At 73.3% G+C, this 25040-nt stretch carries 22 protein-coding genes; 10 read left to right on the top strand and 12 right to left on the bottom strand.

The annotated features are described in order from the left end of the window. Window positions 1-34: 34 nt before the first annotated feature. The 6 genes from L1785_RS13100 to L1785_RS13075 form a co-directional block, all read right to left on the bottom strand. The gene (locus L1785_RS13100) at window positions 35-1705 is read right to left on the bottom strand and encodes a potassium channel family protein (protein WP_236089709.1); all 1671 of its coding nucleotides are present in this window, start codon (window positions 1703-1705) and stop codon (window positions 35-37) included. A gap of 97 nt (window positions 1706-1802) precedes the next feature. Further along, complete coding sequence (locus L1785_RS13095) at window positions 1803-3932, bottom strand: 3-hydroxyacyl-CoA dehydrogenase NAD-binding domain-containing protein (RefSeq protein ID WP_236089708.1); 2130 nt, start codon at window positions 3930-3932, stop codon at window positions 1803-1805. 3 nt (window positions 3933-3935) lie between these two features. Then, window positions 3936-5180, bottom strand: coding sequence for a thiolase family protein (locus tag L1785_RS13090; RefSeq protein ID WP_236089707.1), 1245 nt, complete (start codon window positions 5178-5180; stop codon window positions 3936-3938). Window positions 5181-5409: 229 nt separating this feature from the next. Then, a complete protein-coding gene (locus L1785_RS13085; protein ID WP_236089706.1) occupies window positions 5410-6489 on the bottom strand; it encodes a lipid II:glycine glycyltransferase FemX in 1080 nt (359 codons plus the stop codon). A 10-nt stretch (window positions 6490-6499) separates the two neighbouring features. Further along, complete coding sequence (locus tag L1785_RS13080; protein WP_236089705.1) at window positions 6500-7771, bottom strand: HRDC domain-containing protein; 1272 nt, start codon at window positions 7769-7771, stop codon at window positions 6500-6502. Next, window positions 7768-8415: a DUF3000 domain-containing protein gene (locus tag L1785_RS13075; protein ID WP_236089704.1), complete on the bottom strand. Its 648-nt coding sequence runs from the start codon at window positions 8413-8415 to the stop codon at window positions 7768-7770. Before L1785_RS13075 ends, L1785_RS13080 begins: the two co-directional genes overlap by 4 nt. Window positions 8416-8610: 195 nt before the next feature. Between L1785_RS13075 and gnd the strand changes: the two genes are divergently transcribed. The 4 genes from gnd to zapE all read left to right on the top strand — a co-directional run bounded on the left by gnd (window position 8611) and on the right by zapE (window position 13223). Then, window positions 8611-10047 (top strand): NADP-dependent phosphogluconate dehydrogenase, encoded by a 1437-nt coding sequence (gene gnd, locus L1785_RS13070; RefSeq protein WP_236089703.1) that lies wholly within the window; start codon window positions 8611-8613, stop codon window positions 10045-10047. Then, window positions 10044-11348, top strand: a complete 1305-nt coding sequence (locus tag L1785_RS13065) for a carboxylate--amine ligase (protein WP_236089702.1) — start codon at window positions 10044-10046, stop codon at window positions 11346-11348. Before gnd ends, L1785_RS13065 begins: the two co-directional genes overlap by 4 nt. 1 nt (window position 11349) lies before the next feature. After that, window positions 11350-12069, top strand: a complete 720-nt coding sequence (locus tag L1785_RS13060; RefSeq protein WP_236089701.1) for an SDR family oxidoreductase — start codon at window positions 11350-11352, stop codon at window positions 12067-12069. 83 nt (window positions 12070-12152) lie between these two features. Further along, window positions 12153-13223: a cell division protein ZapE gene (gene zapE / locus L1785_RS13055; protein ID WP_372461865.1), complete on the top strand. Its 1071-nt coding sequence runs from the start codon at window positions 12153-12155 to the stop codon at window positions 13221-13223. Between the two features lie 11 nt (window positions 13224-13234). Here the strand turns inward: zapE and L1785_RS13050 are convergent, their stop codons facing one another. The 3 genes from L1785_RS13050 to glgX are packed head-to-tail and all read right to left on the bottom strand — an operon-like array spanning window position 13235 to window position 18172. Then, entirely contained in the window at window positions 13235-14095 is an 861-nt protein-coding gene (locus L1785_RS13050; RefSeq protein WP_236089700.1) for a PPK2 family polyphosphate kinase, read from the bottom strand. A gap of 26 nt (window positions 14096-14121) precedes the next feature. Beyond that, the gene (locus L1785_RS13045) at window positions 14122-15978 is read right to left on the bottom strand and encodes an alpha-amylase family protein (RefSeq protein ID WP_236089699.1); all 1857 of its coding nucleotides are present in this window, start codon (window positions 15976-15978) and stop codon (window positions 14122-14124) included. 10 nt (window positions 15979-15988) lie between these two features. Next, the gene (glgX, locus tag L1785_RS13040; RefSeq protein WP_236089698.1) at window positions 15989-18172 is read right to left on the bottom strand and encodes a glycogen debranching protein GlgX; all 2184 of its coding nucleotides are present in this window, start codon (window positions 18170-18172) and stop codon (window positions 15989-15991) included. Between the two features lie 147 nt (window positions 18173-18319). Between glgX and L1785_RS13035 the strand changes: the two genes are divergently transcribed. Next, complete coding sequence (locus L1785_RS13035; protein ID WP_236089697.1) at window positions 18320-18562, top strand: hypothetical protein; 243 nt, start codon at window positions 18320-18322, stop codon at window positions 18560-18562. 24 nt (window positions 18563-18586) lie between these two features. Here L1785_RS13035 and L1785_RS13030 read toward each other — a convergent pair whose 3' ends face one another. The 3 genes from L1785_RS13030 to L1785_RS13020 all read right to left on the bottom strand — a co-directional run bounded on the left by L1785_RS13030 (window position 18587) and on the right by L1785_RS13020 (window position 20771). Then, a complete protein-coding gene (locus L1785_RS13030) occupies window positions 18587-18865 on the bottom strand; it encodes a hypothetical protein (RefSeq protein WP_236089696.1) in 279 nt (92 codons plus the stop codon). Window positions 18866-18966: 101 nt separating this feature from the next. Continuing rightward, the gene (locus L1785_RS13025; protein WP_236089695.1) at window positions 18967-19290 is read right to left on the bottom strand and encodes a DUF2277 domain-containing protein; all 324 of its coding nucleotides are present in this window, start codon (window positions 19288-19290) and stop codon (window positions 18967-18969) included. A 47-nt stretch (window positions 19291-19337) separates the two neighbouring features. Then, on the bottom strand, window positions 19338-20771 hold the full coding sequence (locus L1785_RS13020; RefSeq protein ID WP_236089694.1) for an aromatic amino acid ammonia-lyase: 1434 nt from the start codon (window positions 20769-20771) through the stop codon (window positions 19338-19340). Between the two features lie 179 nt (window positions 20772-20950). Here L1785_RS13020 and L1785_RS13015 point away from each other — a divergent pair, with 179 nt between their 5' ends. The 5 genes from L1785_RS13015 to L1785_RS12995 are packed head-to-tail and all read left to right on the top strand — an operon-like array spanning window position 20951 to window position 25038. Next, complete coding sequence (locus tag L1785_RS13015) at window positions 20951-21631, top strand: IclR family transcriptional regulator (RefSeq protein WP_236089693.1); 681 nt, start codon at window positions 20951-20953, stop codon at window positions 21629-21631. Continuing rightward, window positions 21628-22731: an ABC transporter ATP-binding protein gene (locus tag L1785_RS13010; RefSeq protein ID WP_236089692.1), complete on the top strand. Its 1104-nt coding sequence runs from the start codon at window positions 21628-21630 to the stop codon at window positions 22729-22731. Before L1785_RS13015 ends, L1785_RS13010 begins: the two co-directional genes overlap by 4 nt. Continuing rightward, complete coding sequence (locus L1785_RS13005) at window positions 22728-23378, top strand: ABC transporter permease (RefSeq protein ID WP_372461864.1); 651 nt, start codon at window positions 22728-22730, stop codon at window positions 23376-23378. Before L1785_RS13010 ends, L1785_RS13005 begins: the two co-directional genes overlap by 4 nt. Further along, the gene (locus tag L1785_RS13000; RefSeq protein WP_236089691.1) at window positions 23375-24127 is read left to right on the top strand and encodes an ABC transporter permease; all 753 of its coding nucleotides are present in this window, start codon (window positions 23375-23377) and stop codon (window positions 24125-24127) included. Before L1785_RS13005 ends, L1785_RS13000 begins: the two co-directional genes overlap by 4 nt. After that, window positions 24124-25038: an ABC transporter substrate-binding protein gene (locus L1785_RS12995; RefSeq protein WP_236089690.1), complete on the top strand. Its 915-nt coding sequence runs from the start codon at window positions 24124-24126 to the stop codon at window positions 25036-25038. Before L1785_RS13000 ends, L1785_RS12995 begins: the two co-directional genes overlap by 4 nt. Window positions 25039-25040 lie beyond the last annotated feature (2 nt).

Here is a 25040-nt window from a genome sequence, read left to right as displayed (position 1 = left end):
TCAATCCCCTTTGTACGCCTATGTCCCCTGCTGGTCAACGGGTCTGCTGCCGCAGCCGCCGCAGCCCGTCGGTCGTGGCGATCACGTACAGGGTGTCGCGGGGGCGCAGCGGCCGGGCGGTGAGCCCCGGGTCGATCGTCCGGCCGCCCCCGCCGCCGTCGAGCTGCGCGGTGTGCAGGGCGAGCACCTTGACCGCGCCCGGCTCCTCCAGGTCGCGCGCGAACCGGCGCGCGAGCCCGTCGTCGGTCACCTCGATGCCCGCGACGAGCAGCACGCGGTCGAGGTAGGGGATCGTGTCGATGACGTCCTGGCCGAGCGTGGCCGCCGCGAAGCGTGGCGCCGCCAGGTGCGAGGCGCTGACGCAGCGGAAGTGCGGCGCCTTGCGCTGCAGGCGCGTGCGCAGCCCCTCGTCGAAGACCCGCAGGACCACGCGCAGCTCGCCCGCGCCGTCGGTACGGTCCACGGCGTCGGCGGCGAAGCCGATGCCGATCGTCGTGGCGGTGCCGCCCGTCACGACGACGACGGCGCGGGCGTCGCCCGTGTACGCCGCGCGCAGCGTCGCGGACACCCGGGCGTCACCGATGACGACCGGCACCTGGAGCTCGCGCGCGACGGCGACGCCGCGCGCCTGCTCGTCCCGGTCGACGGCGACCACGTCGACGCCTCGCGCGGCCAGCGCGGACACGACGCGCGCGCCGAGGTCGCCCAGGCCCACCACGACGACGTGGCCGGACATGGGCTCGGTGAGCTCGCCCCGGTCGAGCAGGAGGCGGGCCCGCACGACGCCGTCGACGAGCGCCGCCGTGACCAGCGGCACCACGGCGACGCCGACGACGGTGAGGAGCACGTGCGTCGTGCGCCCGAGGAGGCCGAGCGTGCCGTCGGGGTCGGTCCCGCCCAGCGCGGTGAGGATCGAGACGTACATGGCCCACGGCCAGTCGCCGCCCGTGCTCTGCGCGATCGCGGCCGTCCCGAGCACCACGAGCACGACGACGACGGCGAGCGCGATCCGCAGGTTCCGGCCGGCCACCATGCCGATGGTGCGCAGCGTCGTGCGGCGCGGGCGGCGCGGGGCCGGCGGGGCGGTGTCCTCGGGGGGAGCGGCGGCCAGGACGCGGACCGGGAGGTCGTCCCCCGCGGGCAGCGGTCGGACGGGGTCGCTCCGGTGGCCCGACCCGGCGAACAGGGGCGCGATCACCGGGAGCGGGGTGTGCGGGTGGGTGATGACCAGGTTCCGGTCAGGTACGTGGAGGCGGGTCGGCTCGCGCAGCGCGAGGGCCACGATCTCGGGCGCCGCGAAGCCCGACGACGACATCGCCTGGCAGCCGGGAATGTGCTTCTCGAGCGACGCGCCGAGGTCGTCGTCGAAGATCCGCACCACGAGCCGCGTTCCCGGCCAGCGCTCGTCGACGAGCAGCGCCGTGTCCACGTTCCCGCCGTCGTCCTGCTGGAGCAGCGCGACGGCGTCGGCGTGAGCGGCGCCGGCTCGCTCCAGCGCGGCCGCGTCCGCCCGCTCCGCCGCGACGACCTCGACGTGGGGGAGTCCCGCCATCAGCACGGCGTAGGTGCTCGCCGGGTCCGCGAGCACCACGCGGACGGTGCCCTCGTACCGGGTGCAGAGCGCGAGCGTCACCCGGTAGGCGAGGGGGTTGTCGCCGCACACCACGAAGTGCCGGCGGGGGGCGTCCGAGCTGTCGCCGACCATGCCGGGATGATGTCACAGTCCGGACAAACGGTCTCGCAGGGCCTGCCGAGGTAGTAGGTCCGTCCGGACGGACCTACTACCTCGGCATCACCGAGCGTCAGGAGGGGACGTTCGCCACGCCGTCCGGCAGCAGCCGGCGGCCCAGGACCTTCTCGGAGTAACCCGTGCGGTCCAGGTAGGGGGTGATGCCGCCCGTGTGGAAGCCCCAGCCGGCACCCAGGATCATGCAGAGGTCGATCTGCGGCGGGCCGGCGACCACGCCCTCCTCGAGCATGTGCCCGACCTCGACCGTGAGGGCCGTCAGCACCGAGTCGAGGACGCCGGGGCCGTCGAGCACGCCGGGCCGGCCCGCGCGGGCGGGGCCGAAGGCCTCCTGGATCGCCGGGTCGACCGGCTTGTGCAGGCCCCTCGCCGGGGCGTCGAGCACGACACGCGTGCCCTCGGCGACGATCTTCTCCAGGCCGGCCGACCTCGGGAACCGGTCGCCCAGGTCCTCGCGCAGCGACGTGAGGACGTGCAGGCCCACGGCCGGGCCGACGAGGTCGAACAGCTCGAACGTCGGCATCGGGAAGCCGAGGGGGTAGAGCGCCTCGTCGGCAACCTCGACCGGCGTGCCGTTCTCGATGGCCTCGACGACCTTGCCCATGACGAGCACGAGCAGGCGGTTCACCACGAAGCCCGGGCGGTCCTTGACGAGGACGGCCGTCTTGCGAAGCTTCTTCGTGACCGCGAACGCGGTGGCGAGCGCCTCGTCGGCGGTCTTCTCCGCGTGGATGACCTCGACGAGCGGCATCTGCGCGACCGGGTTGAAGAAGTGGATGCCCACGACCCGCTCCGGGTGCTCCAGGTCCGCGGCCATCTCGGTGATGGAGAGGGCGGAGGTGTTCGTCGCGAGGATCGTCTCGGGAGAGATGATGCCCTCGAGCTCGGCGAAGACCTTCTTCTTCAGGCCCATGACCTCGGTGACGGCCTCGATCACGAAGTCGCACGACGCGAGGTCGCCGATCTCGGTGGTGCCGTGCACCGAGCCGACGATGCGGGCGGCCGTACCGGCGGACATCCGTCCGCGGGCGACCAGCTTCTCCACCTGCTCGCGCACGAAGCCGAGGCCCTTGTCGACGCGCTCCTGGTCGAGGTCGCGCATGACCACCGGCACCTGGAGGCGCTGGGCGAACAGCAGCGCGATCTGCGCGGCCATGAGTCCGGCGCCGACGATGCCGACGCGCGTCACCGGGCGGGCGAGCTTCGAGTCGGGTGCGCCGGCGGGCTTCTTGCCGCCGGACACCAGGCCGAACGCGTAGACGCTCGCGCGCATCTCGTCGCTCATGATGAGGTCCGCGAGGGCCTCGTCCTCGGCGGCGAACGCCTCCTCGCGCGTGGCCGTGCGGGCCGCGGCGATCAGGTCGAGCGCGCGGTACGGCGCGGGGCGGGAGCCGTGGACGGTGGCGTCCAGGAGCCGCCGGGTGCCGGCCACGACGGCGTCCCACACCGGGGCGGGGTCGAGCTCGCGGCGCGGCACCTGGACCTCGCCGGTGACGACCTTCGCCGCCCACACGATGGACTGCTCGAGGAAGTCGGACGCCTCGAGCAGTGCGTCGACGAGGCCGATCTCGAGCGCCTCGGCCGGCTTGTACGGCTTCTGCTGCGCCGGGCGGGCGAGGATGACCTCCATGGCCTTCTCGACGCCCACGAGGCGCGGCACCAGGTAGGCGCCGCCCCAACCGGGAACCAGGCCCAGGCCGGTCTCCGGCAGACCGAGCGCGGCGGCGTCGGAGGCGACCGTGCGGTAGTCGCAGTTCAGTGCGATCTCCAGGCCGCCGCCGAGCGCGAGGCCGTTGACGAACGCGAACGTCGGCACGCCCGTGGTGGCCGAGAGGTCACCGAGGATCGAGTACGCGCGGTGGCCGGAGAGGCCCAGCTCGAGCGCCTGCTCGCGGTCCGTCACCTGGGCGACGCCGAGCAGGTCGGCGCCCGCGGCGAGGAAGTACGGCTTGCCCGTGACGGCGACGGCGGCGATCTCGCCGGCGGCCGCGCGCTCGCGGACCCGCTCCAGCGCGGCGGTGATCTCCGCCATGCCCTGCGGGCCGAGCGTGTTCGGCTTGGTGTGGTCGAGGCCGTTGTCCAGCGTGATCAGCGCGAGCGTGCCCGCGGCCCCGGGTAGGGTCACGTCGCGGACGAGGGCGTGCGTCACGCGCTCGGCGCGCGCTGCGGTGGTGTTCTCGGTCACAGGTCAGTTCTCCCCGTCGGTGCTCGTGTGGCCGGAGTAGTCGGCGTGGTGCGGGTTCTCCCAGACGACGGTGCCGCCCTGGCCGAGGCCCACGCACATCGACGTGATGCCGTAGCGCACCTCGGGGTGCTGCTCGAACTGGCGGGCGAGCTGGGTCATCAGCCGCACGCCCGACGACGCGAGGGGGTGACCCATCGCGATGGCGCCGCCGTAGGGGTTGACGCGCGGGTCGTCGTCGGCGATGCCGTAGTGGTCCAGGAAGGACAGGACCTGCACGGCGAAGGCCTCGTTGATCTCGAACAGGCCGATGTCCTCGATGGTCAGGCCCGCCTGCTTGAGGGCCTTGTCCGTGGCCGGGACCGGGCCGTAGCCCATGATCTCCGGGGCGACGCCGGCGAAGGCGTAGGAGACGAGGCGCATCCGGACCGGCAGGCCCAGCTCCGCGGCGACGTCGCCGGCCGCGACGATCGACGCGGTGGCGCCGTCCGTGAGCGGCGAGGCGTTGCCTGCGGTCACGCGGCCGCCCGGTCGGAACGGCGTCTTGAGGTCCTTGATGGCCTCGACCGTGGTGCCGGGCCGGGGCAGCTCGTCGGCGGTGGCCAGGCCCCAGCCCTGCGTGGCGGAGCGGACGGCCACGGGGACCAGCTCGGGGCCGACGTCGCCGTTGGCGACGGCCTTCGCGTACTTGGCCTGGCTGTCGACGGCGTAGGCGTCGGCGCGCTCCTTGGTCAGGTGCGGGAACTTGTCGTGCAGGTTCTCCGCCGTCACGCCCATGTTGAGGGCCTGGGCGTCGACGAGGCGCTCCGAGACGAAGCGGGGGTTCACGTCCGCGTCGAAGCCCATCGGGTGGCGGCCCATGTGCTCCACGCCGCCCGCGATCGCGATGTCCGCGGCGCCCATCGCGATGCCGGCCGCCGTGCTGGTCACCGCGGTCATGCCGCCGGCACACATGCGGTCGATCGCGTAGCCGGGGACGCTGCGCGGGAGGCCGGCGAGCACGCCGACCGTCCGGCCCAGGGTGAGGCCCTGGTCGCCCTGCTGCGTGGTGGCCGCGATCGCGACCTCGTCGATGCGCTCCGGCGGCAGCTCGGGGTTGCGGCGCAGCAGCTCGCGCACCAGCTTCACCATCAGGTCGTCGGCGCGGGTCTCGGCGTAGATGCCGTCCGGCTTCGCCTTGCCGAAGGGCGTGCGGACGCCCTCGACGAAGACGACGTCGCGTACGGCACGCCGCCGGGGGGACTCGGTCATGGCAGCTCCTGGGTAGGGACGGCGGCGTCCGTGAGCGACGCCGCTCTCACGCGTTACACGCTACCGCGGGTATCGGTAAAAAGCACGCACTTGGTGAGACGGGGTCCGCGCAAATGCGGTCCGAGCATGATACGCAGTATCACGTCGAGGGTCGCGCCGCCCTGGGTTGTCAGAAGATCCCCGGTGCATGGACAGGGGATCTTCTGACAACCGGACGGCAAGGGGGCGGTCAGTGCCCGCGGAGCTTGCGGACGACCTTCTTCGCCGTCGGCAGCGCGCTGTTCCAGGTGGAGTACCAGCGCGAGAACGGCACGTCGATGGAGCCGACGAGCTCGTCCGTATGCTGCGCGAAGCTGCGCTTGAACTCGCTGATCCCGTCGTTGAGCAGGCCGTTCATGTCGTACCGGACGAGGCCGGCCTCCTGGGCGATCTCGATGGTGCGCCAGTAGGTCGGCGCGGTGGCCGTGGCCTTGCGGCCGGCGTCGTTGCCGCCGCCGTACAGCAGGAACGATGTGCTGGCCGAGTTCACGCACCACGCGAAGCACGCGGGCACGTCGTCGACGTAAGTGGCCACCAGCACGGACTTGTCGCCCAGCGACCGGTGGACGTCGAGGTAGTACTCGTCGGAGTGGATGGCGAAGCCGGCCCGCTCGGCGGTCTCCTTGTAGACGTCGAGCACGCGCAGCACCTCCTTGTCGTCCGTGACCCGGCGGATGTCGAGGCCCGCGCGGCTGCCCTTGCGGATCTCGTACCGGGTGGACTTGCGCATGCCCGCGAGGAGCTCGTCGGCGGGCTTGGTGAGGTCCAGGATCAGCGTGCTCGGGATCAGGATCTGGTTCGGCGCGTACCGGCGCCCGGGCAGCTCCAGGCGGGTGCCGGCGGGCCAGTCGGGCTCGAGGGTGATGCCGACCCCACCCACGTTCTCGCGGCACCAGTCCGTGACGGCCTGGCTGACGGCCGCGCGCGTGTCGTCGTCACCGACGCCGTAGACCACCTTCGCCGTCTCGCCGCCGTAGCGGTGGGCGACGACCGGTCCGCGCGGCACGTAGGAGAGCGCCCTGAACTGCGCCGGCAGCGGCCGGACCAGCACCTGCGCGAGCCCCGCCGTCGCCCCGCCGGGGAGCATCACCCGCAGCCGGTGCGCCCTCCAGGCGCCCGCCGCCTTGACCTCGCCCCAGCCCCAGAGCTGGAGCGGGTGGCCGCCGAGCGCCAGGACCTCGCGGTCCCAGGCGACGCGGTCGGTGACGATGTCGACGGCGAGGGGGCCGGTGAGCGGACCGGAAGGCAGCACAGGGGGCAGAACGGACATGGCACAAACTCTATCCGGAGTGCCCGAACGCCTCCGCGATCGGCTCCGCCAGGAGGCCGACCTGCCACTCGCGCGCGCCGCGGTCGCGCAGGAACGCGGCGACGGACTCGGTGTCGGTCGGCTGCGGCGGGGTCCAGCACAGCCGGCGCAGGGCGTCGGGCTGCAGGAGGTTCTCCACGGGTACGGCGAGCTTCTCCGAGAGCGCGGTCACGATGTCGCGCGAGACGGTCAGGCGCCGGGCGGCGGCAGGGTCGCGGTCGGCCCAGCCGCGCGGCGGCGGCGGCGCGTCGGTGCGCGGGCCGCGCACCGACGGCAGGGTCTCGGCCGGCAGGGCGAGCGCCTCGTCGATGGCGTGCTGCCAGTAGGCGGCGCGCCGGCGGGTGCCCTTGCCCGCGAACTCCGGGATGGCGACGAGCTGCGGGACCGACCGGGGCAGGGTGCGGGCGGCGGCGACGATCGCGCGGTCGGGCAGGACGCGGCCGGGGGAGACGTCGCGCGCGCGGGCGCTCGCGTCGCGGGCGCGCCAGAGGGACCGGACGACGGCCATCTGGCGCGCCTCGCGCAGCACGTGCATGCCGGAGGTGCGGCGCCAGGGGTCCACCCGGGGCGCGGGCGGGGGCGCGAGGCGCACGGCCTCGAACTCCTGCGCGGCCCAGTCCGCCTTGCCCGCGACCTCCAGCCGCTCGGCGAGCCGGTCGCGCAGCTCCACGAGCACCTCGACGTCCAGGGCGGCGTAGCGCAGCCAGTCCTCGGGCAGCGGCCGGGTGGACCAGTCGACGGCGGAGTGCTCCTTGGCCAGGCCCAGCCCCAGCACGTCGGCGACGACGGCGGCGAGCCCCACCCGCTCCATCCCCAGGAGCCGGGCGGCGAGCTCGGTGTCGAAGATCCGCGCCGGACGGATCCCGTGCTCGGCGAGGCCGGGCAGGTCCTGGGACGCGGCGTGCAGCACGAGCTCGGCGTCACCCAGGGCCTCGCCGAGCGCGGAGAGGTCCGGCACGCGGACCGGGTCGACGAGCGCGGTGCCCGCACCGGCGCGCCGCAGCTGCACGAGGTACGTCGCCTGGCCGTAGCGGTAGCCGGACGCCCGCTCGGCGTCGGCGGCCACGGGGCCGGTGCCCGCGGCGAACGCCTCCACGACGAGCGCGAGGGCGGCGGGCGTCTCGACGACGGGCGGCAGCCCGTCGGCAGGTTCGGTCAGGGGGACGACGTCGGCGCTCACCCCGCCCGCCGCGTCACCCGGGACCTGCGTCGGCTCGGGCAAGGCGGACTGGGTGGTGCTCATGGACCCACCGTAGGGCGGCGGGGTGCACGGCTGGCAAAGCGCCTGGTCAGCGTCGTGACGCCGACCGGGAGCGGGGGCAGCCCGGCGGCCGTGGACAGGAGCGCGGCCCACGCGGCGAGGTGGGCGCCGAGGTTCAGGTCGGTCGGCGTCCACGACGCGCGGATCTCGAGGTCGACGGCGTCGGGCGTGCCGGCGAGCGCCCCGAACGAGCGGGAGAGCACGCGTGTGACGGTGCCGCCCTCGGCGCGGACGTCCAGCCCGAGGTCGAGGCCCGCCCCCTCCAGGCACTCGGTGACCCAGGCCCAGGCGATGTCTGCGAGGAGCGGGTCGGCAGCCATCTCCGGCTCGAGCGTCGCCCGCACGAGCGTCACCACCCGGAAGGTGCCGTGCCAGGCCTCCTGGCCCGCCGGATCGTGCAGCAGGACGAAGCGGCCGGTGGCGAGCGCCTCGTCGTCGTCGTGGAAGTGCGACCCCTCGGGGGCGCCCGGTACGACGTCGGCGCTGAGCGCCACGCTGTACGGGGCGACGCGCACCGGGGCGGGAATCTCGGTGAGGTGGACCTCGGGGCGCAGCGCCTGGCTGCGCAGGGCGTCGAGCGCTGCGACGAAGTCGGCAGGGACGCCGGCGGGCGGGCCACTGGTCACGTCAGCACGGTACGCGCACGGCGCGTCGCGACGACACACCACGCGCCGGTGTCGCCGGATCGTGACCTCTCGGCGCCCCGGCGGACGGCCTGTGGACGCCCGAGGTGAGCTCCGGCGTCGGGCCACTAGGCTGACCACGGGCCCATGGCGCGGCCGCGCCGCACGCCCGTACCGACTCGAAGGAGCAGGCAAGTCATGTCAGCACGCGCACAGATCGGCGTCACCGGGCTCGCGGTCATGGGCCGCAACCTCGCCCGGAACTTCGCGCGCCACGGGTACACGGTCGCGGTGCACAACCGCTCGTACGCCAAGACCGAGTCGCTGATCGCGGAGGCGGGTCACGAGGGCGACTTCGTGCCGTCCGAGTCGATGGCGGACTTCGTGGCGTCGCTCGAGCGCCCCCGCAAGGTCGTGATCATGGTCAAGGCCGGTGGGCCGACGGACGCGGTGATCGACGAGCTGGTGCCGCTCCTCGAGGAGGGCGACATCGTCGTCGACGCCGGGAACGCCCACTTCCCGGACACGATCCGCCGCGAGAACGCGCTGCGGGCCCAGGGCCTGCACTTCGTCGGCACGGGCGTGTCCGGCGGCGAGGAGGGCGCGCTGAACGGCCCGTCGATCATGCCGGGCGGAACGCGGGAGTCCTACGAGTCCCTCGGGCCGATCCTCGAGGACATCTCCGCGAAGGTCGACGGCGTGCCGTGCGCGACGTACGTGGGCCCCGACGGCGCCGGGCACTTCGTCAAGATGGTGCACAACGGCATCGAGTACGCCGACATGCAGCTCATCGCCGAGGCGTACGACCTGCTGCGCCAGGGGCTGGGTGCCTCCGCGCGGGAGATCGGCGAGATCTTCGCGCAGTGGAACACGGGCGACCTCGAGTCGTTCCTCATCGAGATCACCGCCGACGTGCTGCAGCACGTGGACGCGGAGACGGGCCGGGCGTTCGTCGACATCGTGCTCGACCAGGCGGAGCAGAAGGGGACCGGCCGCTGGACGGTGCAGAACGGCCTCGACCTGGGTGTGCCGATCACCGGTATCGCCGAGGCGACGTTCGCCCGCGCGCTGTCCGGCTCCGTGCCGCAGCGCGAGGCCGGGCGCGCCGCCCTGCCCGCGCACGCGCAGGCCTGGGAGGTCAAGGACCGCGACGCGTTCATCGAGGACGTGCGCCTGGCGCTGTACGCCAGCAAGGTCGTGGCGTACTCGCAGGGCTTCGACCAGATCGCGGCGGCGTCGCTGGAGAACAGCTGGGACATCGACCGCGGTGCCATGGCCCGCATCTGGCGCGGCGGCTGCATCATCCGTGCCCGCTTCCTCAACCGCATCACGGAGGCGTACGAGCGCGACGCGAACCTGCCGCTGCTCCTTGCCGACCCGTACTTCACGGACGCGGTGGGCAACGGGCTCGCGGCCTGGCGCCGCATCGTCGCCGGCGCCGCGCAGAACGGCGTGCCCGCGCCGGCGTTCTCGTCCTCGCTCGCGTACTACGACGGCGTGCGGGCCGAGCGACTGCCGGCCGCCCTGGTGCAGGCCCAGCGCGACTTCTTCGGCGCGCACACCTACAAGCGGGTCGACCGCGACGGTACGTTCCACACGCAGTGGTCGGGCGACCGCACGGAGGTCGAGGCGTGAGGGGCTTCCCCCGCGACATGACCCCCGGCGGCAGCCCGTCCGTGCTGGACGGCGACAATCTCATGGTGGTGGGCATCGGTGGCGACATCGGGATGTACGCCCTGTGCCGCGCCTTCCACGAGCAGTACGGCGCGACGGCGGTGGTCATCTCCACGGTCGCCACGCGCCCGATGCAGGACTCGGCGATCGTCACGAACCTCGTCGTGCCCGACATGGACGACACCGAGACGTTCCTGACCTCCCTGGAGAAGGTGGCGGTCGAGAACCCCGGCAAGCACAAGGTGCTCCTCACCAACGCCGACTGGTTCGTGCGGACGGTCATCCAGAACCGCGACCGGCTGGAGGCGGCGGGCTACGTCACGCCGTACCCGTCGCTCGAGGTGCTGGAGCAGGTCAGCACCAAGGAGGGCTTCGCGAACGTCTGCGACCAGCTCGGCATCCCCACGCCGCGCACCGTCGTGGTGAACGTGCCGATGGTCGTGTCGACCGGTGGCCGGGCGTCCGTGCCGGCCATGCAGTTCGACCTGGACTTCCCGGTCGTGGCCAAGCCGTCCAGCTCGGCCGACTGGCATCACGTGAGCTTCCCGGGCAAGGCGAAGATCCACCACGTGGAGACCCGCGCCGAGCTCGACGAGCTCATCGGCCACCTGGTCGACGCCGGCTACCCGAGCGCCCTCCTCGTCCAGGAGTTCATCCCGGGTGACGAGACCCAGATGCGCTCCCTGACGGCGTACCGCGACACCACGGGCACCGTCACGCTGCTCGCGACGGGCCGGGTCCTGCTCGAGGAGCACACGCCCGGCACGCTCGGCATCCCGGCGGCGATCCTCGTCGAGCCGTACGACGACGCCATGGAGGCTGCCACCCGCTTCCTCGACGCGACCGGCTACGTGGGCTTCGCGAACTTCGACTACAAGCTCGACCCCCGTACGGGCCGTCACGTGTACTTCGAGGTGAACCCCCGCATCGGCCGGAACAACTACTACGTCACGGCGGGCGGCGCCAACGTGGCGCGCGTCCTCATCGAGGACCAGGTGCTGGGCCGCCCCATCCTGCCCGTGCGCGCGGTGCAGGAGATCCTGTACACCGTGGTGCCGTTCGGGCTGCTGCTCAAGTACGTGCTCGACCCGGCCCTGCGGGACCGGCTCAAGGGCCTCAAGGCGTCCGGCCGCGTGGTCAACCCCCTCAAGTACGACGGCGACAGCGGCCTCAAGCGCCGCCTCATCGTCGAGGGCGTCACGCAGAACTACCGGCGCAAGTACGCCCAGTACTACCCGGAGCCCACCTCCACGGGGACGTGACATGGGCGAGCCCCTGGGAACTCCGGTCCTCGTCGTCGGTGCGGGCGGGTTCGTCGGCAGCCGGGTCGCGCGCGGCCTGGCTGCGGGCGGCCGGCCCGTCCTGGCCGCCTCGCGCGGCCCGCTGCCCGACGCCGGACGGTCGCCTGGGGTGCACCACTGCCGGTACACGGACCTCGCATCCCTGCCCGCGGCCGTGCAGGAGACCTGCACGGCCGCGGGGCTGGCCCTGCCGGGCGGCGTCGTCGCGTCCGTCGGGGGCTGGCACAAGGGGCCGGGCCTGCTCGAGCTCGACCCCGTCGTGTGGCGCGAGACGCTCGAGAGCCACCTGACCGCGCACCTGCTCGCCGCGCGCGCCCTCGTACCGCTCCTTGCCCAGGCCCGGGCCCAGGCCCAGGCGAGGGCGGCCACCGGCGGCCCACGGCCGTACATCGTGCTGAACGGCGCCGCCTCCCACGAGGCGATGTCCGGTTCCGGAGCGATCAGCGTGACCGGAGCAGGCCTGTCCATGCTCGTGCGGGTGCTGCGCACCGAGGCGGCCGAGCGCGGCACCCCCGTCCGGTTCCACGAGCTCGTCATCGACGACGCCGTCGCCGCCGACGACCGCAACGAGACCCCAGCCCGCACGGTCGACCCCGCCCGCGTGGTCGCCGCCCTCGGTGAGATGCTGGACCGGAGCGACGCGGACGCCGTCGTGCACCTTGCGGGCGAGCCGCCCGCCTGAGCCGGTCCGGGCCACGAGGAGCCGAGGCGTGTGACGCACGTGACACGCGAGGCAGCGTCCGGCCGCCGGTAACCTAGATCCTCATGACGATTGCCGAGAACGACGTGACGACGCCCCGGATGCCTGCCGCAGCCGCCGTGCGCGCTCTCGCCGCCGTACGACCCAGCGTCCCGGCGGACCGGCTCGTCACCGACCTCGTGCCCCCGCGCCACTTCGCGCGGGCCCGGTTCTCGACCTACCGCGCCAACCCCGCCTATCCGAGCCAGGCACGCACCGTCGCGCGGCTCGAGGAGGTCGCCGCCGAGGTCTCGACCTCCCGGCGCAGCCTGTTCGGCCGCCGCAAGGCTGCCCCCGCGGTCTACCTCGACGGCGGCTTCGGCGTCGGCAAGACGCACCTGCTCACGTCGCTCGCGCACACGGTCGGCGAGCGGCTCGGCACCGACGCCGCCGCGTACGGCACGTTCGTGGAGTACACGAACCTCGTCGGCGCCCTGGGCTTCCTGCCCACGGTCGAGGCGCTCGCGGCAAAGAAGCTCGTCTGCATCGACGAGTTCGAGCTCGACGACCCGGGCGACACCGTCCTCATGTCCCGCCTCCTGCGCGAGCTCGCCGACCGCGGCGTGGCGCTCGCGGCCACCTCCAACACGCTGCCCGAGGCGCTGGGCGAGGGCCGCTTCGCCGCCGAGGACTTCCTCCGGGAGATCCAGGCCCTCGCGGCGCGCTTCGAGGTCATGCGGGTGGACGGCGAGGACTACCGGCACCGCGCGGTCGTCACGGACGCGGCCCCGCTCGACGAGGCGGCCGTGACCGCGACAGCGGCCGCCCGCCCGGGCGCCACCCTCGACCGGTTCGACGACCTGCTCGCGCACCTCGCCACCGTGCACCCCAGCCGCTACGGCGCGCTGCTCGACGGCGTGGAGCTGGTCGCCCTCACCGGTGTGCACGCCGTGGCCCGTCAGGACGTCGCGCTGCGCCTCGTCGTGCTGGTCGACCGGCTCTACGACCGCGACGTGCCGGTGCTGCTCGGGGGCGAGGGCTCGACCGGGATCTTCACGGACGAGATGCTCCGCGGCGGCTACCGCAAGAAGTACTACCGTGCGCTGTCGCGTCTCGGCGCGCTCGCGGAGGACGGCCGCGGCCTGGCCCAGCGCTGAGCGCGACCGCGTCAGCTCGCCGCGAGGCGCGCCTTCTCCGCCTCGACGTCGAAGGTCGCCGGCGGCCAGCCCAGGCCGAGCGACCGGAGCGCGCCGAGCAGCAGCTCCGTGACGGCGAGCCGCGCGAACCACTTTCGGTCGGCGGGCACCAGGTGCCACGGCGACTGCTCGGTGGACGTGCGGTCCAGCATCTCCTGGTAGGCCCCGACGTACTGCGGGTACCGGCGCACCGTGTCGATGTCGCCAGGGCTGTACTTCCAGTACTTGTCCCGCCGCTCGAGCCGCTCCGCGAGGCGTGCCTTCTGCTCCTCGGGGGACACCATGAGCGCGACCTTGACGATCGTGGTGCCCACGCCGCGGACCTCCTGCTCGAACGCGAGGATCTCGTCGTAGTGCGCCCGCCACAGCGCCTCGGGCTCAAGGCCCTCGACGCGCACGACGAGCACCTGCTCGTAGTGCGACCGGTCGAAGACGCCCAGGTAGCCGGGCCGGGGGAGCGCCTCGCGGACGCGCCAGAGGTACCCGTGCGCAGCCTCCTCGGCCGTCGGCGCAGCGAAGCTTCGGTGCATGACGCCCTGCGGGTCGACGAGCCCCACGACGTGCCGCACGATCCCGCCCTTGCCGGCCGTGTCGAGGCCCTGCAGCACGAGCAGGACGGACCGGTTGCCGCCGGAGCGGCCGTCGGCGAAGAGGCGCTCCTGCAGGTCGGCGAGCTCGCCGGCCCGGCTCGCGACGAGCTGCTCGCCCTCGGGCTTGGTGCCGGCCCAGCCGGGCGTGCCCGCGCAGTCGAGCGCCGCGAGGTCTGTCCCGGGGACCCACCGCAGCGCCCTTGCCGGAGGCTCGTCCCAGAGCCGTTCGAGCGTGGTCGTCATGAGGGGCGAGCCTAGCGGCGGGGGATTCAGTCCGCGCGGAGGACGGCGACCATCCGGCCGGGGACCGTGAGGGTGTCGCCGACGAGCCGCGTGGCCCCCGGCTCCCAGGCCGCTACCAGCCGGAACGCGGCGGGCGGGGGTGCCTGGAGGTCGCTCTCGGCGGGTCGCAGCACGTTCCCCAGGCGCAGCGCGGCGAGCCCGGTGCCGGCGTTCAGCACGAGGGCGCCGTTGCCGCGCCGGATGATCAGGACCGTGCTGTCAGGGGTGGCGCGGATCTCGAGCGGCAGGTCGAGCTCGTCGGACATGTCGTGCCGGAGCTTGATCAGGTCGCGCGCCCACGACGCCAGCCGCCGGTCCCGCTCGGTGCGGCACACCACGGGCACGTGCAGCGTGTCGAGGACGAGCGGCGTGCCCGCGAGCACGGCGCACGCGAGGAGGCTCGCCTTGGCGTCGAGGTCGTCCATCTCGAGAAGTCCACGCGCGGGGCTGTCGTCGGCGGGCCACGGGATGGCGAGGGTCGCAGCCGGCAGGCGGGTGATGTTCTCCACGACCGCGGCACCGGGCCGCGGGCCGCCGCGCCGGCCCACGTGCTGCGCCCGCCGCCCCGCGGGCGTCTGGCGGACGTTGCGCCGCACCGCCGGCTGCATGATCTCGGCGAGCACGCGCAGGTCGTCCACGTCGCGCGGGTTGCCCGGCGTGGTCAGCAGGCGGTGCACGAGGGACGTCAGGCGGTCGCTGCGGCCCGGCCCGTCGATGAGCAGGGACAGGCGACGGCGCGTGCTCTCGCCGACCATCACGACGGAGTCGGCGAGATCGCCGAGGAACGGCACCTGGGAGCGGTCGGTCAGCGCGTCGACGTCGAGCACCACGCCGTCCAGGTGGTACTCGGTGAACCAGTGCTTCGCGTCGTCCACGAGGAACTCGCGCGGGCCGCGGCTGCCGCTGCCGTCCAGATTGATCCGCGGCGTCGACGCGTCCGTGCGCACCGTCGGCGCGGACGGCACGGAGGGCGTGCGGCCCCGGACCACGGGGAGCTGGCCCGTCCGGGGCCGCACGAGCGGCACCTGCCCGGTGCGCGGCCGCATCGCCGCGACGCTGTCCGACCGGACGGCCAGCGGGCTGCGGCGGTCCCGCACCTGGGACGGCGAGCCGACGGCGTAGGGGCCGAACTGGTGCAGGCCCAGGTCACGGGTCACCGCCCAGCGGTACGGCACGTCCAGGACGACGGCGAGGCCGGCACCGTGGGCGGCGTCGACGAACCGCTGCAGGGCGCGGGGGCCGCCGTAGGGCTCGTGCACCGAGTAGAGGCGCACGCCGTTCGCGGGGCCCTGGTCGGGGTCGAACGACGCGACCGGCGCGAGCTCGACTCCCTGGATGCCCAGGTCGGCGACGGAGGGCAGCAGCCCGGCGGCGGCGTCGAGCGTGCCCTCCGGGGTGAACGTCGCGACGTCGACGTGCAGCAGCACGCCGGAGCCGAGGTCCGGCGGGGTCCACGCGCCGTCGGACCAGTCGAACCCGGGATCGAAGACGCGGGTCGGGCCGTGGACGCCGGCGGGCAGCCACACGCCGCGCGGGTCCGGCAGCAGCTCGCCCCCGTCGATCGAGTAACCGTAGTCCGTCCCGGCCGGCAGCTCGCCGTCGGCGGCCCAGTACCCGGGCAGCGTGGAGCCCATGAGCCGCAGCGGGAGACGCTCCTCGCCGCCGTCGTCCTGCGGGAGCACCACCTCGATGATGCGGGCGTGCGGCGCCCACACCACAGGCCGTGGCCCCGGCACGGGGATCTCGGGTCCCGGTGCGGGCGGCGGCGTGGATCCTGAGGGTCGGGCGCGGTTGGTGCTCGTCCGGCTCGGGAGTCCTCCGGTGCCGTTCCTCGGTCCGGTCACGGCGGACAGCCTAGCCGGGTACGCCCGCGGGGCGAGTCAGCACGACGACGCTGCGGCCGCACACCGTGAGCTCCTTGCCGGCACCGAGCGAGGAGCCGGGTTCCGCGCTGCCGTCCGTGTCGAGCACCACCGTCCAGCGCGGCGCGTACCTGGCGGGCGGCAGCGTGAAGTCGAGGGGCTCGGAGTGGGCGTTGAGCAGCAGGAGGAACGAGTCGTCGACGACGGGGCCGCCGCGGCCATCCTTCTCCGGGATGGCGTCGCCGTTGAGGAACACCATGACCGAGCGGGCGTATCTCTGCAGCCAGTCCGCGGCGTCCATCCGGGCGCCCGTGTTGTCGAGCCAGTCGATGTCGGGCAGCGGCCCCCCGGCCAGGCCAGCGCCCGCAGCGGTCCATCCGGCGTCGGGCTGCGGCAGACGACCCTCGAAGAAGCGGCGCCGGTGCAGGATCGGGTGGTCGCGGCGCAGCCGGACCGCCCGCCGGGCGAAGTCGAGCAGGTCCAGCCGCTCGGCGTCGAGCTCCCAGTCCATCCAGGTGAGCGAGTTGTCCTGACAGTAGGCGTTGTTGTTGCCGTGCTGCGTGCGGCCGATCTCGTCCCCGTGCGACAGCATGGGCACGCCCTGCGAGAGCAGGAGCGTGACCAGGAGGTTGCGGCGCTGCCGGGCGCGCAGCCGGTTCACGACCGGGTCGTCGGTGGGGCCCTCCGCGCCGCAGTTCCACGACCGGTTGTGGCTCTCGCCGTCCTTGTTGCTCTCGCCGTTGGAGGCGTTGTGCTTCTGGTCGTAGGCCGTGAGGTCGGCGAGCGTGAATCCGTCGTGGGCGGTGACGAAGTTGATCGATGCGAACGGCTTGCGGCCCGTGTGCTCGTAGAGGTCGCTCGAGCCAGTCAGGCGTGATGCGAACTCGGGCAGGGTCGCCGGCTCGCCGCGCCAGAAGTCGCGGACGGTGTCGCGGTAGCGGCCGTTCCACTCCGTCCACAGCGACGGGAACCCGCCGACCTGGTAGCCGCCGTCGCCCAGGTCCCACGGCTCCGCGATGAGCTTGACCTGGGAGATCACCGGGTCCTGGTGCACGATGTCGAAGAACGCCGACAGGCGGTCCACCTCGTGGAACTGGCGGGCCAGCGTCGCGGCGAGGTCGAAGCGGAAGCCGTCGACGTGCATCTCCTCGACCCAGTACCGCAGCGAGTCCATGATGAGCTGGAGCACCGCGGGGGAGCGCATGAGCAGCGAGTTCCCCGTGCCCGTCGTGTCGAAGTAGTGCGCCTCGTCGCCGTCGACCAGGCGGTAGTAGGCGGCGTTGTCGATTCCGCGGAAGCCCAGGGTCGGCCCCAGGTGGTTGCCCTCGGCCGTGTGGTTGTAGACCACGTCGAGGATCACCTCGATCCCCGCCTCGTGCATGGCCTTGACCATGGCCTTGAACTCCATGACCTGCTGACCTCGCGTGCCGTACGCGGCGTAGCCGTTGTGCGGCGCGAAGAAGCCGATCGTGTTGTATCCCCAGTAGTTGCTCAGGCCGCGCGGGCGCAGGCTCGGGTCGGTGACGAACTGGTGCACCGGCATGAGCTCCACCGCGGTGACCCCGAGGCCGGTGAGGTGGTCGAGCATCGCCGGGTGCGCCAGCCCCGCATAGGTGCCGCGCAGCTCCTCCGGGACGTCCGGGTGGCGCATCGTCATGCCCTTGACGTGGGCCTCGTAGATCACGCTGTCGTGGTAGTCGGTGGCCGGCGGGCGGTCGTGACCCCAGTCGAAGAAGGGGTTCACCACGACCGATGTCATGGTGTGCCCGGCCGAGTCCTTGACGTTCAGGCCCTCGGGCCGGGACGGGGAGCGGGTGGCTGCCCCCGGGTCGGTGAACGGGTACGAGAAGAGGGACTCGTCGGAGTCGATGTCGCCGTCGACAGCCTTCGCGTACGGGTCGAGCAGGAGCTTCGCGGGGTTGCAGCGGTGGCCCCGGGACGGGTCGTACGGGCCGTGGACCCGGTAGCCGTAGCGCATCCCCGGCCCGACGCCCGGCAGGTAGACGTGCCAGACGTCCGCATCGGTCTCGCCGACGTCGATCCTCGTCTCGGAGCCGTCGTCCGCGACGAGGCAGAGCTCCACCCGCTCGGCCACAGCCGAGTAGAGGGCGAAGTTCGTTCCCGCGCCGTCGAACACCGCTCCGAGTGGGTAAGCGCGCCCGGGCCAGGTCTGCATGCCGAGCATCATCACACTCCCGGCTGGGCAGCGCCCGCAAGGCCGCGCGGCGGGCCGGATTCTTCACGCGATCACTACCCGACTCCCTCGCAGAATAGTGTGCCAAGCGCAGGCGTCGGATCGATTCACCTGCAAGAATCTGTGTGCATGATCACCGAGCAGGGGGAGCCCCCCGCGAGTACCGCCGACCGGTCCGACCTGATCGACGAGTCCATCGCCTCCTACGCCCGCCTCGCCCCGCCGCGTCACGCGCGGGGCATCTCGCCTCGTGGGGCCGTCCTGGGCGGGGGAGACGCCACCAAGGCGCCGCGCCGGCTCTCCGCGGGTCAGCTCGAGCCCATCGAGGGCGCCTCGAGCGGGGTCTCCTGGGACGACCCGGAGGAGCTCTGAGAGCGGCGGTCCTCGGGGGCCGCGTCAGCGGGGCACGCGGCGCGCGTCGACCGCGATGAGCCGCGGCATCCCCGCGGGCGCGACCTTGCTCAAGGCGAGATAGCGCGCTTCCGCCCGGTGCAGCCGGATGTGCTCGTCGAGCGACCAGTCCGGCCCGTTCGTCAGGACCATGCCGCACGAGCAGTCGATCTCGACCCGTCCGCCCTGCAGGTGCCGGACCTGGCCCACCGTGACGTGCGCCGCGCGGGCGTCCGCCTTCGCGCGGTGCATCGCGGCGCTGACCGGGGCCTGGGAGTCGCTCACGTGCCCAAGGCTACGTGCCCGCCGCACGCCGACGCCGCCCTGGGAGGGGCCTTGCCGGCGTGACGTGGTGCACCCGGGCCTGGCGGCCGCCGTCGACCGGTTCAGTGCGTGTGCGCGATGCCGAGCTCGTGCATCCGCTCGTGCTCGTCGCGCGCGGCCTGACGCGCGGCGATGCGCGCACGGACGTCCTCCCGGCGCAGGGGCGGCACGGTGGGCGGCGGCTGACGCCGGGCTGGCAGGTCCTCCAGCAGCCGCGCCACGATCTGCGCGATCTCGTCCGTGGCCTGCTCGACGGGCTCGCGCGTCGCGTCGCTGACCTTCGACACACCCGTCACCTTCCGCACGAACTGCAGCGCGGCGGCCTGGATCTCCTCGTCGGTCGCGGGCGGCTCGAGCCCGCGCAGGGTCGTGATGTTCCGGCACATGCCGTCCACGCTACGCCGGACCCCGCCGACAGGATCACCCCGGCGCGCTACACCCGCGCGAGCCCGTCGAGCAGGGCCCGGGCGATCTCGAGGTCGCCCCGCAGGTCACGGTCGGTGTCCTCGGCGGGCAGCGCACCGGCCAGGTCGAGCGCGTCGCGCAGCGGTCCGGCGGGCAGGCCGACGCCCCGCTGCCGGAGCAGCCGCACGGCTCCGACGAGCTCGCAGGCGAGCAGCGACCGGTAGGCCGCGACGGCTCGCTCGCCCTGGACGACGGCCTGGGACGCGAAGCTGGCGTCCTCCTCGGCGCCTCGGGAGAGCACCACGGAACCGAGGGAGGCCGGCTGCGCGGACGCCCGGAGCTCGGCGAGGGCGCCGGCCGCGACGTACTCGATCATCATCAGGCCGGAGGCGCCCTCCTGCCCCGCCGCGAGGAACGGCCGGAGCCCGGTGAACCGAGGCTCGTTGAGCATCCCGATCCGGGACATCACGAGTGGTCCCGTCTGGGCGAGGGCGAGAGCGCACCCGTCGAGGGCCAGCCCGAGCGCCACCTGGTGGAAGGCGCCGTGGTGGACCACGGCCTCGCCCGCCAGGTCGAACAGCGGGTTCTCCTGGGCGGTGCCGAGCAACCTTCCGGCCTGCTCGTTCAGCGCACCGAGCGCGTGCGTGAAGGCCCCCTGGCTGATCGGGAACGCGCGGAGGCCGTAGGCGTCCTGGATCCGGGCCGCCGGTGCGGCCGCCGGACCGGCCGGGCCGGCGGCCGCACCGAGCAGGCGCCTCGTGCGCTCGGCCACCGCGCCGACGCCGGGCGCGGCCACGGCGCGCACGGCGGCGGGGGAGAGGACCGAGGGGTTCCCGTCGAGCCCTCGGAAGCTGAGCGCGTACACGACCGCCGCGGCGCGGTCGAGGCGGTCCAGGGCGTCGACGACGAGGCACGTGCGGCCGATCGTGAGGGCGCTGGAGCTCATGAACGGCAGCGCGCTGTCCCGGCTCCACGGTGCCATGGGCTCGAGCGGTCCGGTGGCCGGGCGCTCGCCCATGAGGGTCAGGGCGGTGCCGGCGAGCGCCCCGAGGTCCCCGGTCCCGATGGAGGCGAACGCGCGGACGGTGGGGAGGGCGTTCTCGTTCAGCATCCGCTCCAGCGCGCGCAGGACCGCCGGGGCCACGCCCGATCCGGTCACGCACAGCTGGTTCAGCCGCACGGCGAGCATCGCCCGCACCGCCCGTGCGGGCAGCTCCTCGCCAGCGTCGACCGCGTGGCTGCGCAGGAGCCTGAGGCCGTGGGCGTCGTCGTCCACGACGGCGGACTTGTTCGCGCCCACGCCGGTCGTCCGACCGTAGGTCGGCACCTCCTGGCTGAGCCGGTGCGCTGCGGCGTGCGCCCGGCCCACCGCCTCGACCACGGCGTCGGGCACGCGCACGGCCGCGCCGTCGGCGACGGCCACCACGTCCGCCAGGCTCGCAGTGCCGGCGAGCTCGATCATCGGCGTACCCCTTCCCTCGTGCCGCATCTGTCTGCCATTGTTGCCGGTCAGCGTAGTGCCACACAGTGGCAAGCGGGTTTTACACGATGGCAATAGCCCGGCGACGTGCCGAAAACCTCCGGCCCTTACGTTCGCTGCAGGCACACGAGCAGGCACACGACCCGTGGAGGGAACGAGAGATGGCCGAGACCGGGACCAGGACAGCCGAGCGGACGCTCGCTCTCCTCGCGGTGATCTGCGAGAGGGGGCGCGCCACCCTCTCCGAGGCCTCCCGAGCCACCGACCTCGCCCCGAGCACGGCCCTGCGGCTCCTGCGCACGCTCGAGGGCGCCGGATTCGTCCGCCGGGACGAGGACGCCTCGTACACCCCGGGCGGGCGGATCATCCAGCTCGGCGCGCAGGCGCTGAGCAACGAGTCCCTCGTCGACCTCACGTTTCCCGCGATGAAGCGCCTCGCGGACGCCACGGGCGAGTCGGTCTACCTCAGCATCGTCGGCCACCACGAGACGGCGCTGTACATCGCCATCGTGGAGGGCACGCACTCCATCCGGCACCGGAGCTGGGTGGGCGGCACCATCCCCCTCGACGGCACGGCGGCGGGCCAGGCCCTCACCGGCGCGACCCCGGCCGGATCCTGGGCGCTCGTCAAGAGCGGCGTGGAGAGCGACGTCACCGCCATCGCCGCACCGATCCGGGTCGGCCGGCGCGTGGTCGCGGCCCTGAGTCTCGTCGTCCCGAGCTACCGGCTCGGCGAGGACGACGCGTCCCGCTACGGCGACCTGCTCGTCGGGGAGGTCGCCACCCTCTCGTCGGAGCTCGGTGGCCCGGCGGGCCACGAGCTGGAAGGAGCGACCGCATGATCACGTTCGAGCACGTCTCCAAGGTGTACCCCGACGGCACGCACGCGGTGCACGACCTCACCTTCGGGGCCCCGAGCGGCCGCCTGACGGTGCTCGTCGGTCCCTCGGGCTGCGGCAAGACGACGTCGATGCGGATGATCAACCGCCTGATCGACCCGACCGAGGGCGTCGTCAGCCTCGACGGCCAGGACACCCGGTCGGTCGACGCGATCGACCTGCGGCGCAAGATCGGCTACGTCATCCAGAGCGCCGGCCTGTTCCCGCACCGCACCGTGGTCGACAACGTCGCCGCGCTGCCCCGCCTGCTCGGCGTGGGCAAGAAGGAGGCGCGGGCCCGCGCGCTGGAGCTCCTGGCGAAGGTCGGGCTCGACGAGCGCTTCGCCCTGCGCTACCCCTACCAGCTCTCCGGCGGGCAGCAGCAGCGCGTGGGCGTCGCCCGGGCGCTCGCCACGGACCCGCCCTTCCTGCTCATGGACGAGCCCTTCAGCGCCGTCGACCCCGTCGTGCGCACCCAGCTCCAGGACTCCTTCCTGCAGCTCCAGCGCGACATCGGCAAGACGATCGTGATGGTCACCCACGACATCGACGAGGCGCTCAAGCTCGGCGACCAGGTCGCCGTCTTCCGTGAGGGCGGGACGCTGGCCCAGGTCGCCTCACCGGCCGAGCTGCTCGCCCACCCCGCCGACCCCTTCGTCGCGGACTTCGTCGGCGCCTCCCGCGGTTACCGCGCCCTGGGCTTCGTCGAGGCGACGGCGACCGTGCAGCTCGCCGACGAGGCGATGGTCCGGCTCGGCGCCCGTCCCGCCGACCTCGGCGAGGTCGACGGCGGCTGGTGCGTCGTCGTGGACGACGCCGAGGCGCCGCTCGGGTGGGTGGACCTCCGGACGGCGGGTGACGTCGTCGAGGAGCGCCACATCGACTTCTCGGGGACTGTCGCCCGCGCCGACGGCAGCCTGCGCGACCTTCTCGACGCCGCCCTGTCGAGCCCCACCGGGCGCGGCCTGGTGGCCGGCCCCGACGGCCGGCTGCGCGGCAGCGTCGGCGCGGCCGAGGTGCTCCGGCACCTGGGCCGCGGGCGGGAAGCGGAGGTCGCCTCGTGACGCTGGACTGGATCTGGGACAACGCCGCCCGCATCGGCGAGCTCACCGCGTGGCACGCGGCGCTCAGCGTCATCCCGACGGTGCTCGGCCTTCTCCTCGCCGTCCCCCTGGGCTGGTGGGCGTCGCGCTCCGCGCGCATCTACCCGCTCGTCATCGGCGGCTCGGGCCTGCTCTACACGATCCCGTCGATCGCGCTGTTCGTCCTGCTTCCCCAGGTCCTCGGCACCAAGATCCTGGACCCGCTCAACGTCGTCGTCGCGCTGACCGTCTACAGCATCGCGCTGCTGGTCCGGGTCATCGCCGACGGCCTGGCCTCCGTCCCGCACGACACGGTCCAGGCCGCGACGGCGATGGGCTACCGCCCCTGGCAGCGGCTCTGGCACGTGGAGCTGCCGGTGGCCGTGCCGGCGATCGGCGGCGGGCTGCGCGTGGCCGTCGTCTCGAACGTGAGCATCGTGACGATGGCGGCCCTGCTCGGCATCCCGCAGCTCGGGTCGCTCTTCACCCAGGGGTTCTCGCTGCGGCTCACCGTGCCGATCGTGGCCGGGATCGTGATGTGCCTGGTGCTGTCGGTGGTGCTCGACGTGCTCGTCCACGCGGTCACCCGCGCCCTGACCCCGTGGCAGCAGAAGGCGGAGACGGCATGACCATCCTCGACTGGTTCCTCGACCCCGCCCAGTGGGCCGGCGCGGACTCGATCCCCGTCCAGGTCGGCTACCACCTCCTGTACTCGGGCACCGCGCTGCTCATCGCGCTCGCGATCGCCGTCCCGCTGGGCGTCTACATCGGCTACACCGGACGCGGGGAGCTCCTCGTCGCCGGCGTCGCCAACGCGCTCCGGGCGCTGCCGACCTTCGGCCTGCTGGTCCTCGTGGTCATGCTCGTCGCGCCGCACATCGGCTCCCGGCTCGCGTTCGTCGGGCCGACCATCGTCGTCCTCGTGCTGCTCGCGGCGCCCCCGATCCTGTCGGGGACCGTCGCAGGCATCCAGGGTGCTGACCCGGGTGCCGTCGGCGCGGCTCGCGCGACGGGCTACACCCGCCCGCAGATCCTGTGGCACGTCCAGGTCCCGTGCGCGCTGCCGCTCTTCCTGTCCGGCGTACGCAACGCCACGCTGCAGATCGTCTCCACGGCGACCGTCGCGGCCTACGTCTCCCTCAAGGGCCTCGGCCGGTACATCATCGACGGCCGTGCCTCGTCGGACTACACGCAGATGGCCGCCGGCGCGATCCTCGTCGCCGTCGTCGCCCTCGCGCTCGAGCTGGCGTTCCTCGGCCTGGAGCGCGCCGTCGTCTCGCCGGGCCTGACCAGGGCCCAGCTCCCCATCCTCCGGCGGACCAGCAGGGTCCGTCCGGGCGTCGTTCCCCCCGCATCCCCCAGAGAGGCAACACCATGAAGCGATCCCCCCTCCGCGTCGGCCTGGCGGGCCTCAGCGGTATCGCCCTGCTCACCCTCACCGCCTGTGCCGCCGGCGACCCGCTCAGCGCGGACGCCGCCGGCGGCTCGGGCTCCGGCGTCGTCATCGGCTCCGCGGACTTCTCCGAGAGCCAGCTGATCGCGACCATCTACTCCCTCGCCCTGCAGGACGCCGGTGTGGAGGTCGAGGAGAAGTTCAACATCGGGAGCCGCGAGGTCTACATCGCCGCGGTGCAGGACGGCTCGATCGACCTGGTCCCGGACTACGCCGGCGCCCTGCTCAAGTACCTCGACACCGAGTCCACCGCGACCAGCACCGAGGACGTGATCGCCGAGCTCGGCGAGGTCCTGCCCGACGACCTCGCCATGCTCGAGGCCTCCGCCGCGCAGGACAAGGACGTGCTCGCCGTGACGCGGGAGACGGCCGAGAAGTACGGCCTCGAGACCATCTCCGACCTCCAGCCGGTGGCCGGCGAGATCTCCCTCGGCGCACCGCCGGAGTGGAAGACACGCGTCAACGGCGTGCTCGGCCTCGAGGACGTCTACGGCCTGACGTTCAAGGAGTTCGTCAGCCTGGACGCCGGTGGCCCGCTCACCCTGGCGGCACTGACCTCCGGACAGGTCCAGGCGGCCGACGTCTTCAGCACGGACCCCGCCATCGCCGAGAACGACCTCGTGTCGCTCGAGGACGACAAGTTCCTGTTCGCCGCTGAGAACGTCGTGCCGATCGTCCGCTCGGACAAGGTGAGCGACACGATCACCGAGGCGCTGAACGAGGTGTCCGGGGCACTGACCACGGAGGACCTCATCGCGATGAACGGCCGGGCCGCCACCGGCGAGTCCCTCGAGGACATCGCGTCCGACTGGCTGACCGAGGCCGGCCTCCTCTGACC

The organism is Antribacter soli, from assembly GCF_021568775.1.
Lineage (GTDB): Bacteria > Actinomycetota > Actinomycetes > Actinomycetales > Cellulomonadaceae > Antribacter > Antribacter soli.
Note: the sequence above shows the minus strand (reverse complement) of the source record. Positions and strands in the feature narration are given on the sequence as shown.